General features: G+C 69.4%; 10 protein-coding genes. 4 read left to right on the forward strand and 6 right to left on the reverse strand.

Translation table 11 applies throughout. The features are described 5' to 3' along the window. Positions 1–58: 58 nt before the first annotated feature. A complete protein-coding gene (ctaE, locus tag ACZ59A_RS01985; protein ID WP_055556201.1) occupies positions 59–679 on the reverse strand; it encodes an aa3-type cytochrome oxidase subunit III in 621 nt (206 codons plus the stop codon). 211 nt (positions 680–890) lie between these two features. Here ctaE and ACZ59A_RS01990 point away from each other — a divergent pair, with 211 nt between their 5' ends. Further along, a complete protein-coding gene (locus ACZ59A_RS01990) occupies positions 891–1,292 on the forward strand; it encodes a hypothetical protein (protein WP_468041583.1) in 402 nt (133 codons plus the stop codon). A 25-nt stretch (positions 1,293–1,317) separates the two neighbouring features. Here ACZ59A_RS01990 and ACZ59A_RS01995 read toward each other — a convergent pair whose 3' ends face one another. The 4 genes from ACZ59A_RS01995 to ctaC form a co-directional block, all read right to left on the reverse strand. Beyond that, positions 1,318–2,571, reverse strand: a complete 1,254-nt coding sequence (locus tag ACZ59A_RS01995; protein ID WP_470952245.1) for a L,D-transpeptidase — start codon at positions 2,569–2,571, stop codon at positions 1,318–1,320. Between the two features lie 117 nt (positions 2,572–2,688). After that, positions 2,689–3,087, reverse strand: a complete 399-nt coding sequence (locus ACZ59A_RS02000; protein ID WP_468041579.1) for a cytochrome c oxidase subunit 4 — start codon at positions 3,085–3,087, stop codon at positions 2,689–2,691. Beyond that, complete coding sequence (gene ctaD / locus ACZ59A_RS02005) at positions 3,084–4,820, reverse strand: aa3-type cytochrome oxidase subunit I (RefSeq protein WP_468041577.1); 1,737 nt, start codon at positions 4,818–4,820, stop codon at positions 3,084–3,086. The genes ACZ59A_RS02000 and ctaD overlap by 4 nt, the downstream gene beginning before the upstream one ends. Next, entirely contained in the window at positions 4,817–5,779 is a 963-nt protein-coding gene (gene ctaC, locus ACZ59A_RS02010; RefSeq protein ID WP_470952249.1) for an aa3-type cytochrome oxidase subunit II, read from the reverse strand. Before ctaC ends, ctaD begins: the two co-directional genes overlap by 4 nt. Positions 5,780–6,218: 439 nt before the next feature. Here ctaC and ACZ59A_RS02015 point away from each other — a divergent pair, with 439 nt between their 5' ends. Further along, complete coding sequence (locus ACZ59A_RS02015; protein ID WP_470952252.1) at positions 6,219–7,610, forward strand: aminotransferase class V-fold PLP-dependent enzyme; 1,392 nt, start codon at positions 6,219–6,221, stop codon at positions 7,608–7,610. A gap of 85 nt (positions 7,611–7,695) precedes the next feature. Here ACZ59A_RS02015 and ACZ59A_RS02020 read toward each other — a convergent pair whose 3' ends face one another. Further along, positions 7,696–8,670 carry a carbohydrate kinase family protein gene (locus ACZ59A_RS02020; protein ID WP_470952254.1) on the reverse strand — a complete coding sequence of 325 codons (975 nt, stop codon included), beginning with the start codon at positions 8,668–8,670 and terminating at the stop codon, positions 7,696–7,698. A gap of 159 nt (positions 8,671–8,829) precedes the next feature. Here ACZ59A_RS02020 and ACZ59A_RS02025 point away from each other — a divergent pair, with 159 nt between their 5' ends. After that, positions 8,830–9,054, forward strand: a complete 225-nt coding sequence (locus ACZ59A_RS02025; protein WP_470952257.1) for a hypothetical protein — start codon at positions 8,830–8,832, stop codon at positions 9,052–9,054. Positions 9,055–9,228: 174 nt separating this feature from the next. Further along, positions 9,229–10,713, forward strand: coding sequence for a hypothetical protein (locus tag ACZ59A_RS02030; RefSeq protein ID WP_470952260.1), 1,485 nt, complete (start codon positions 9,229–9,231; stop codon positions 10,711–10,713). The last annotated feature ends 156 nt before the right edge of the window (positions 10,714–10,869 follow it).

Here is a 10,869-nt window from a genome sequence, read left to right on the forward strand (position 1 = left end):
GTGTCAGGATCTTCTGCGTCGATGCTTTAAGGACGTGGTTCCGGTCGCGGTGACCGGTTTACTTGATCATGTAGATCGTGGCGAAGAGGCCGATCCAGACGACATCGACGAAGTGCCAGTAATAGGACACGACGATGGCCGCCGTCGCCTGCTGGTGGGTGAACCTCTTGGCCGCGTACGTCCTCCCAAGGACCAGCAGGAAGGCGATGAGTCCGCCCGTCACATGCAGTCCGTGGAAACCGGTGGTCAGGTAGAACACCGAGCCGTACGGGTCGGAGGAGAGCGAGAGCCCGTCCTTCTTGACCAGTTCGGTGTACTCGAAGATCTGACCGCCGATGAAGATCGCGCCCATGATGAAGGTGATCACGAACCAGGAGCGCAGCTTCCTCACGTCGCCACGCTCGGCAGCGAAGACACCGAGCTGGCAGGTGAGGGAGGAGAGCACCAGGATCGTGGTGTTCGTCGCCGAGAACGGGAAGTTCAGCGAGGACGCCATTTCCTTCCAGTGCTCGGCTCCGGTCACCGATCGCAGGGTGAAGTACATCGCGAAGAGGGCCGCGAAGAACATCAGCTCGGAACTCAACCAGATGATGGTTCCGACGCTGGTGAGGTTCGGCCGGTTGACCGACGGGTGCGCGTGCCCGGTATCTGTTGCTGTTGCTGTCGCCACGACCGACATTATGTCGGTCGCTTATCCGGCGCTCACTCCCGGGGGTGCCGTTCGGAGTGTCCAGGGCGGCGTCAAGGGCATCGATGCTGCTCGTCGCGGCTGTTCCGGCCGGTCCCTCGAAGGAGGGAGAGATCGGTTCGCCCCCTCCTCCGGAAGGCTGTACGGGAGTAACATCCGCCACAAGAGCCCGGTAGTCCCCTTGGCTGATGCGGAGGAAACGATGCGGCCGACCGCCACGGTGCTGGTCTACAGCGACGACGCGAACACCCGCGAACAGGTGCGGCTCGCGACCGGTCGTCGCCCCGCCGCCGATCTGCCTCCGGTGGAGTTCGTGGAGTGCGCGACCCTCCCCGCCGTCCTGGCGGCGCTGGAGGACGGCGGGATCGACGTGTGCATCCTGGACGGGGAGACGGCCCCCGCGGGCGGGATGGGCGTCTGCCGGCAGATCAAGGACGAGATCTTCCAGTGCCCGCCGGTGCTGCTGCTCATCGGCCGCCCGCAGGACGCCTGGCTGGCCACCTGGAGCCGCGCGGAGGCCGCGGTGACGCATCCGGTGGACCCGGTGGCCCTGGTGGACGCGCTGTCCGGGCTGCTCCGCAAGCGGCTCGCGGTGGGCGCCTGACCGCACTCCCCGCGGTGTCACGCGGTCATGCCATGGGGCGGAGCCGGGCCGAGTCGGCCGGGGTGCTGCCGTCCCGCTGACCGGCGGCGAGGGCGCTGCCCTGGCGCCAGTCGGTCCACGCCATGTTCCAGTCGCCGTAGCCGTTGCCGAACGCGGCCATGTCGTCTCCGTTGCTGTTGACGACCTTGACGATGTCGCCGAGATGCACGGTGTTGAAGAACCACTGGGCGTTCGAGGTGGACATGCCGGTGCAGCCGTGGCTGACATTGGCGTACCCCTGTGAGCCCGTGGACCAGGGCGCGGCGTGGACGTATTCACCACTTTCGGTGACCCGGGTCGCCCAGTAGACCATCAGATCGTAGGAACCGGCGCCGAGGCCGATGCTGGCGCCCGTCATCCGCACCGCCGACTCCTTGGCCAGGATCACCTTGGTGCCGTTACGGGTGTCGAACCCGGGCATACCGGTGGTGATCGGGATGGTCCGGATCACCTGCCCGTTCCGCCGGACCGTCATCTGGTGGGTCCCGGAGTCGGTCAGGGCCTCGATCCGGTCGCCGGTGGTGATCCGCAGCGGCTTGGCCGTGCCGCCGTAGAGCCCGCCGCCGATCCTGATGCCCTTGAGGTTGGAGCGCACCTTGACGGTGGCGTGCGCGGGCCAGTACTCGGCCGGGCGGTAGTGCAGCGTCTTGCTGTTCACCCAGTGCCAGACGCCGTCCACCGCGGGCTGTGAGTCGACCTTCAGGCCCCGCTCGATCACGGCCCGGGCCGAGGGGTCCTTGACCGCGCGGCTCAGCTTGGCGGTGACCGGCTGGCCCACCCCGTACTCCCCCGACTTCGGCCCGAAGGTGACCTTCAGCAGCCTGCGCGCGGAGCTGGTGGTGAAGTCGATCGTACGGCGGCCCGGGGCGCCGCCCGAGTCCTCCGTGGACACCCGCAGCGTGTAGTGGGCGCCCGCCGCCAGCGGCACGGTGGAGCGCCACCTGTTGCCGTCCGGCGTCAGTTCGCCCCGTACGTACCTGCCTGCCGCGTCGGTGGCGGTGACGTCCGTGATCCGGCCGTCGTCGCCCTTGGCGGTCACTTGGAGCGGCCGGTCCGGATCGGCGTTGTGTGCGCCGCTCTCACCGCTGAAGGAGATCTGGTCGGCGGCGTCGTACGGCTTGGCGGACAGCGGGTCCGAGGAGGGGCCCCCGCATCCGCTGAGACCCGCTATCAGCGACGCCACCAGCAGGGCACTGGAGAGCACCGCCCGGGTTCGAGGAGATCGAGGTGTGTGGTTCATGCGATCACGCTATGGACGCCCGCGGCGGACGGCGCGCCGAGCAGGGCAGCAGGGTGACGGCGCACGGATAAGGGGCCCGGCACCGTTGCCGGTGCCGGGCCCCTTGATCAGAAACCGCTACTGGTTCTGGTTCTCGCCGCGGTAGTACTCGAAGACCCACCCGAAGAGGCCGACCATGATGATCGGGGCCGAGAAGAACAGCAGCCACCAGCCGAAGACCACGCCCATGAAGGCCAGGGCGCCACCGACGGCCAGGGAGAGCGGCTGCCAGCTGTGCGGGGAGAAGAAGCCCAGCTCACCGGCGTCGTCCGCGACATCCGCGTCCTTGTTGTCCTGCGCCCCGACATCCACCCGGCGCGCGGTGAACGCCAGGTAGAAGCCGATCATGATGCTCAGACCGAAGGCGAGGAACAGCGCCGTGGTACCGGCGGGCTCCTTCGACCACACGCCGTAGACGACGGCCATCGCCAGGATGAAGACGGCGAGCCAGATGAACATCCGGCCTTGGACCTTCACTTGTCGGCCTCCTTACCACCCGCGAGGGCCTTGTCATCGTCGGCCGCACCGTGCTCGAGCTGGTCGAGCGCCGCGATCTCGGGGTGGTGCAGGTCGAATGCCGGGGATTCGGAACGGATCCGCGGCAGGGTGAGGAAGTTGTGCCGGGGCGGCGGGCAGGAGGTGGCCCACTCCAGCGAGCGGCCGTAGCCCCACGGGTCGTCGACCTCGACCTTCTTGCCGTACTTGGCGGTCTTCCAGACGTTGTAGAGGAACGGCAGGATCGACAGGCCGAGCAGGAACGAGCTGATCGTGGAGATCGTGTTCAGCGCGGTGAAGCCGTCGGCCGCCAGGTAGTCGGCGTACCGGCGCGGCATGCCCTCGGCGCCCAGCCAGTGCTGCACCAGGAAGGTGCCGTGGAAGCCGATGAACAGCGTCCAGAAGGTGATCTTGCCGAGCTTCTCGTCCAGCATCTTGCCGGTCATCTTCGGCCACCAGAAGTGGAAGCCGGAGAACATCGCGAAGACCACGGTGCCGAAGACCACGTAGTGGAAGTGCGCCACCACGAAGTACGAGTCGGAGACGTGGAAGTCCATTGGCGGCGACGCCAGGATGACGCCGGTGAGACCACCGAAGGTGAAGGTGATGAGGAAGCCGATCGCCCAGAGCATCGGGGTCTCGAAGCTCAGCGAGCCCTTCCACATCGTGCCGATCCAGTTGAAGAACTTGATACCGGTCGGGACCGCGATCAAGAACGTCATGAAGGAGAAGAACGGCAGCAGCACCCCGCCTGTGACGTACATGTGGTGCGCCCACACGGTCACGGACAGACCCGCGATGGAGATCGTCGCGGCGACCAGGGTGAAGTAACCGAACATCGGCTTGCGCGAGAAGACCGGGATGACCTCGGAGATGATCCCGAAGAACGGCAGCGCGATGATGTACACCTCTGGGTGTCCGAAGAACCAGAAGAGGTGTTGCCACAGCAAGGCACCGCCGTTGGCCGCGTCGAAGACATGCGCCCCGAATTTTCGGTCCGCCTCCAGGGCGAACAGCGCGGCGGCCAGGACCGGGAAGGCCAGCAGGACCAGCACGGCGGTCAGCAGCACGTTCCAGGTGAAGATCGGCATGCGGAACATCGTCATGCCGGGAGCGCGCATGCAGATGATCGTGGTGATGAAGTTGACCGCACCGAGGATCGTGCCGAAGCCGGAGAAGGCCAGACCCATGATCCACATGTCGGCGCCGATGCCCGGCGAGCGGACCGCGTCCGACAGCGGCGAGTACGCGAACCAGCCGAAGTCGGCCGCGCCCTGCGGGGTCAGGAAGCCGCCCACCGCGATGAGCGACCCGAAGAGGTACAGCCAGTACGCGAACATGTTCAGCCGCGGGAACGCCACATCGGGCGCGCCGATCTGGAGCGGCATGATCCAGTTCGTGAAGCCCGCGAACAGCGGGGTGGCGAACATCAGCAGCATGATCGTGCCATGCATGGTGAACGCCTGGTTGAACTGCTCGTTCGACATGATCTGCGTGCCCGGGCGGGCCAGCTCGGCGCGCATGAAGAGCGCCATCACTCCGCCGATGCAGAAGAACGCGAACGACGTGACCAGGTAGAGCGTGCCGATCGTCTTGTGGTCCGTGGTGGTCAGCCACTTGACGACGACATTGCCGGGCTGCTTGCGGCGCACCGGCAACTCATCCTCGTACGAGGCGGTTGCGTCGGCACCCTGGGGTTCGTTGAGGATGCTCACTGTGTCTTGGTCTCCGCGTTCTTGGCGGGGTCCGTCTGCGCAATGCCCGCCGGGATGTATCCCGTCTGGCCCTTCTTCGCCAGGTCCTTCAGGTGCTGCTGGTAGCGCTCCGGGGAAACGACCTTGACGTTGAAGAGCATCCGGGAGTGGTCGACGCCGCACAGCTCGGCACACTTGCCCTTGAAGGTGCCCTCGCGGTTCGGGGTGACCTCGAACCGGTTGGCATGGCCCGGGACGACGTCCATCTTCATCAGGAAGGGAACCACCCAGAAGGAGTGGATGACATCGCGGGAGGTCAGGATGAACTCAACCGATTCACCCTTGGGCAGCCACAGGGTCGGACCCGGGTTGCCGTTCTGCGGATTCCGCTCGCCGGGGGTGCCGGTGTCGTAGACGCCCTCGGCACCCTTGGGAACCGTGTCGAGCATCTTGTCGGGGATGGTCGACACCTCCTTCGGCAGTGCCTTGGGGCTGGCCGGGTTCCCGTCCACGTTCTCCATGTAGTTGAAGCCCCAGCTCCACTGGTAGCCAACGACGTTGACTACGTGGTCGGGCTTCTTGGAGGTTTTGAGGAGGGCGTTCTCATCGCGCGCGGTGAAGTAGAACAGCACCGCGACGATGATGATCGGGACCACGGTGAACAGTGCCTCGAGAGGCATGTTGTACCGGATCTGCACCGGAACCTCGACCTTGGTCCTGGACCTGCGGTGGAGGATCACCGACCACAGGATCAGGCCCCAGACCAGCACGCCCACAGCGAGCGCTGCAGCCCACGAGCCCTGCCACAGGGAGAGGATCCGCGGCGCCTCCTCCGTGACCGGGGTGGGCATTCCGAGGCGGGGGAAGTCCTTTGATGTGCAACCGGTGGCGGTCGCCAGGACCAAGCCCGCGGACAGCGCCTGCAGCAGCTTCCGCCGCACCGGGCGCCGCGACGAGCGGTCGGAGCCGTTGGGACTCACGTAGCGCCTTCCCGAGAGTCTCGCCCGCGCGGTCGGCCGCGGCCGTCATCTGGTCGGTCGCCGGCCCGGTGCGGGCAGGGGTTTGGATGTTTATGCGGACCAAACCCTACTGGACGCCATTTGGCGCTGCGCGGGGAGGGTGCCCAACGCGCCGGACCCCTCCCCGAAGGGGTGGCATCGCCGCCGGAACGCCGCGGAATCCCGACGGAATGACCTGCTCCGGCAGCATTTCCGGGACCCGGGAGCGGCGTGGGGTGTGGCCGGGGAGCGGCCGGGGTAAAGGTGGTGCGGGCACCGCCCCGTTCGTGTGATGCCGTGCGCCGGGACGCCGTACGCCCGTGCGTGGCATGTCCGCATCCCGGGCCCTCCCGCGCGCGGTGAATTTCGGCTCGAATTTCTTCATCGCCGGGCGCCGGGCGCAGCGGCTAGCGTTCTTTACGTGCCCTATTTCGACGCGGCCTCGTCCGCACCGCTGCATCCCGTGGCCCGGCAGGCGCTGCTCGCCGCCCTCGACGAGGGGTGGGCCGACCCGGCCCGGCTCTATCGCGAGGGACGGCGCGCCCGGCTGCTGCTGGACGCCGCGCGGGAGACGGCCGCCGAGGCCGTCGGATGCCGCCCGGACGAGCTGGCCTTCACTCCTTCGGGGACCCGCGCCCTGCACGACGGCATCGCCGGAGCGCTCGCCGGGCGCCGCCGGGCCGGGCCGCGGCTGATCGTCTCCGCCGTGGAGCACTCCGCGGTGTTCCAGGCCGCGGCGGCGCACGAGGCGTCCGGCGGCTCGGTCACCGAGGTCCCGGTGGACCGTACGGGCCGGGTCGCGCCGGACGCGTACGCGGCGGCTCTGCGCGAGTCCCCCGACGGCGTCGCGCTGGCGTGCCTGCAGTCCGCCAACCACGAGGTCGGCACGGTGCAGCCGGTGGCCGCGGCGGCGGAGGGCTGCGCGGCGGACGGCGTGCCACTGCTGGTGGACGCGGCGCAGTCGCTGGGCTGGGGCCCGGTGGAGGGCCGGTGGTCGCTGCTCACCGCGAGCGCCCACAAGTGGGGCGGCCCGTCGGGGGTCGGGCTGCTCGCGGTGCGCAAGGGCACGCGGTTCCGTCCGGCCCCGGTGGACGAGCGGGAGTCGGGCCGCGCCCCGGGGTTCGAGAACCTCCCGGCGATCGTCGCGGCCGCCGCCTCGCTGCGCGCCGTACGGGCCGAGGCCGCCGAGGAGGCGGAGCGGCTGCGGGGGCTGGTGGACCGTATCCGGGCCCGGGTGCCGGAGCTGGTGCCGGACGTGGAGGTGGTCGGCGACCCGGAGCGGCGGCTGCCGCATCTGGTCACCTTCTCCTGTCTCTATGTCGACGGGGAGGCGCTGCTGCACGAGCTGGACCGGGCGGAGTTCTCGGTGTCGTCCGGGTCGTCGTGCACGTCGAGCACGCTGGTCCCCAGCCATGTGCTGCGGGCCATGGGGGTGCTGTCCGAGGGCAACATCCGGGTCTCGCTGCCGCGCGGGACCTCCGGGACCGACGTGGAACGGTTCCTTCAGGTGCTGCCGGGCGTGGTGGCCGGGGTGCGCGAGCGGCTGGGCGCTCCGGCGCCGGCCGCCGCCCCCGCCGCCGAGGCCGATACCGACGTGGTCGTCGACTCGCTGGGCAAGCGGTGCCCGATTCCGGTGATCGAACTGGCCAAGGTCATCGGCGAGGTGCCGGTGGGCGGGGTGGTGACCGTGCTGTCCGATGACGAGGCGGCGCGGCTGGACATTCCGGCGTGGTGCGAGATGCGGGGGCAGACGTACGAGGGCGAGCGCCCCGCCGAGCGCGGCACGGCGTACCGGGTGCGCCGCCGGACGTAACGGCACGGGCATAGCGGCACCCATACACAGGGCGGGGCCGGAGGAAACGTTCCCCCCGGCCCCGCCCCGCGCGTACGTACTGCCGTCAGGCCAGGTGGTCGCTGATCTCGGCCGCCGCGTCGTCGCCGTAAGCCTTGGCGAAGCGCTCCATGAAGTGGCCGCGGCGCAGCTCGTACTCCTGGGTGCCGACCGTCTCGATGACGAGCGTCGCGAGCATGCAGCCCACCTGGGCGGCGCGCTCCAGCGGAAGGTTCCAGGACAGGCCGGAGAGGAAGCCCGCGCGGAAGGCGTCGCCGACGCCCGTCGGGTCGGCCTTCTGCTCCTCCTCGGCACAGCCGACGACGATCGGCTCCTCGCCCTCGCGCTCGATCCGGACACCCTGGGCGCCCAGCGTGGTGACGCGGGTTTCGACCTTGGCGAGGATCTGCTCCGAGGTCCAGCCGGTCTTGGTCTCGATCAGCGCGGCCTCGTACTCGTTGGTGAAGAGGTACTTCGCGCCGCCCACCAGCACCCGGATGTCCTCGCCGTCCATGCGGGCGAGCTGCTGCGAGGGGTCGGCGGCGAACGGGATGCCGCGCGAGCGGCACTCCTCGGTGTGGCGGACCATCGCCTCCGGGTCGTCCGCGCCGATGAGCACCAGGTCGAGGCCACCGGCCCGCTCGGCGACCGGCTGCAGCTCGATCTGGCGGGCCTCGCTCATCGCGCCCGTGTAGAAGGAGGCGATCTGGTTGTGGTCCTCGTCCGTGGTGCAGACGAAGCGCGCGGTGTGCTGTGTCCCGGAGATCCGGACGGACTGGGTGTCCACACCGTGCCGGTCCAGCCAGGCGCGGTATTCGGCGAAGTCCTCGCCGGCCGAGCCGACCAGGATCGGGCTCAGCCCGAGCATCCCCATGCCGAAGCAGATGTTCGGGGCGACCCCGCCTCGGCGGACTTCGAGGGTGTCGACCAGGAAGGAGAGGGAGACCGTGTGCAACTGGTCGGCGACGAGTTGGTCGGCGAAGCGGCCGGGGAAGGTCATCAGGTGGTCGGTGGCAATGGAGCCGGTGACGGCGATACGCACGAGAGCTGCTCCTGTTTCGGGGCGGCGGCGAAATCGGACGCCTCACGCTATCGGCTTCCCCGGCCGCTTACGAACGGGAGGAACTACCCGGTAGTAGGGCATACGGTGCAGAGAAGACGGGGTTCGTGCCCGTGCGGGCCCCTCGTACCGGGAGGCCCTATGCCGCAGCACGTCACCCCCGCCCAGGCCGCCGCCGGGGCGATCGAGCCCGATGCCCTGGCCGAACTGCGCGGCTACGGTGCGCGGATGGCGCCGCACTGGGCGGTCCCGGTGGTCACCGTATCGCCTCCCGCCGCGCCCGTGTCCCCGTCGCGCATCCGCGGAATCACGGTCCCCGCCGCGTCCGCCGATCTGGTCGGCAGCATGTCCGACTACGGCGACTGAGGACGGCCGCCCGGAGCGGACCGGGAGCGGCCGAGAGCGGCGACTGAGGACGACGGCCGAAAAGCGGCGGAAAGAACGGAAGGAACCAGCCGCCCCTTCACCCCGTCACACCGGCAACCCCCTCGCGAGGGCATGGGACCGGAGAAGCGTGAGCGGAGCCGAAGGAGTGAAACGGTGAGCACCGAGGAGACCGACACCCCGCAGACCCCCGACGACGACAATCCACAGCCGCGTCGGCGTTCCCGGCTGGCCGTCGTATCGGTGGCGGCCGCGGTGCTGGTCGCCGGTGGCGGCGGCGCCTACTGGGCCTCGACCGCGGCGAACGGCGGCGGCTCCCAGGGCCCGGGCCCGGCGGGCCGGGACGGATCCCCGCAGCCCCTCGCACTGGACGCGTACGCCGCCCCGGCGGGGCACGACGGGATCGCGGTCGGCGAGCCCGATCCGCACGGCGGCGGCCGCTATGTGGTCGACGGAAAGCTGCCGGACGGGCCCGACGAGGCACCCGTCTACCGGACCGACGCCAAGGTCACCGAGGCCGATGTGGCGCGGCTGGCGAAGGCGCTGGACGTCTCCGGCAGCCCCCGCGCCGACCACGGCTACTGGAAGGTCGGCGGCGCGAAGGACGGCGGCGGCCCGGTGCTGCGGGTGAGCCAGAAGGGCCCGGGCAGCTGGTCGTACCACCGCTACGGGACGCCGGGCGGCGACTCCTGTGTACACCCGCCGGGCGCGGGGCCGAAGGCCGACAAGGGCTGCCCGACCTACCGCGAAGGCGAGGGCGGCGGCAAGAAGAGCGGCGGCGACAAGAGCGGTGACGACAAGACCGCGGCCAAGGCCGTGTCCGAGGAGAAGGCCAAGCGCACGGCCGAGCCGGTACTGAAGGCGCTCGGGCTGACGGAGGCGAAGCTCGACGCGAGCGGCCGCTACGGCGCCGTGCGCATGGTGAACGCGGACCCGGTGCTGGACAAGCTGCCCACCCAGGGCTGGACGACCAGCCTCCAGGTGGCCGCGGACGGCAAACTGACCGGCGGGAACGGCGCGCTGTCGACGCCCACGGAGGACGACAGCTATCCGCTGATCAGCGCGGCGCAGGCGCTGAAGAAGCTCAACGCCACGGCCCCCAAGAGCGGACCGAACGGGTCCGGGAAGGTGACCGTGAAGTCGGTGACCTTCGGGCTGGCCTCGCACTCCGTGGAGGGGCGGCGGGCGCTGGTGCCGTCGTGGATCTTCCAGACGGAGCCGACCGGGGCCAACGGCGTCGCGGCGACCCTCCCCTACCCGGCCGTGAAGCCGGAGTTCATCAAGAAGAAGGGGGCCACCGACACCGACGCCGGCGACGCCCCGGGCCAGGGCCGGAAGCAGAGCGAGCCGGGCACGCCGGGCCGCGGCGCCAAGGCCGACGACATCTCCTCGTACAGCGCGGAAGGCAAGACCCTGACGCTGCGCTTCTGGGGCGGCGTGTGCGACACCTACACGGTCTCCGCCGATGAGACGTCGAAGCAGGTCACGGTCGAGATCAAGAGCAAGCCGAAGCATCCGGGCCAGGCGTGCATCCTCATGGCCAAGGAGATGACGAAGAAGGTCACGCTCGACAAGCCGCTGGACGGCCGGAAGGTCGTGGACGAGTCCACGGGCGAGAAGGTCCCGGCTCAGAAGAAGTAACCCCAGCGGCCCGGAGGGGCCGAAAACGCCGGAGGCGGGGGGGGGGGGGGGGGAAACACCCCCCCCCACCTGCTCTCCGGGGCCTCTGCCAACGAGTTACCCCTACTGCACAAAGACAACGAACTCCTTGTGTATCTCGTTTAGCCCCTTTTCTCT

This window comes from Streptomyces sp. NPDC040405 (assembly GCF_055595765.1).

Coding starts and splice junctions, on each gene's coding strand:
- ACZ59A_RS01995 (WP_470952245.1), bottom strand. CDS start 2,571: ATGAACCACACACCTCGATCTCCTCGAACCCGGGCGGTGCTCTCCAGT.
- ACZ59A_RS01990 (WP_468041583.1), top strand. CDS start 891: ATGCGGCCGACCGCCACGGTGCTGGTCTACAGCGACGACGCGAACACC.
- ACZ59A_RS02025 (WP_470952257.1), top strand. CDS start 8,830: ATGCCGCAGCACGTCACCCCCGCCCAGGCCGCCGCCGGGGCGATCGAG.
- ctaE (WP_055556201.1), bottom strand. CDS start 679: ATGTCGGTCGTGGCGACAGCAACAGCAACAGATACCGGGCACGCGCAC.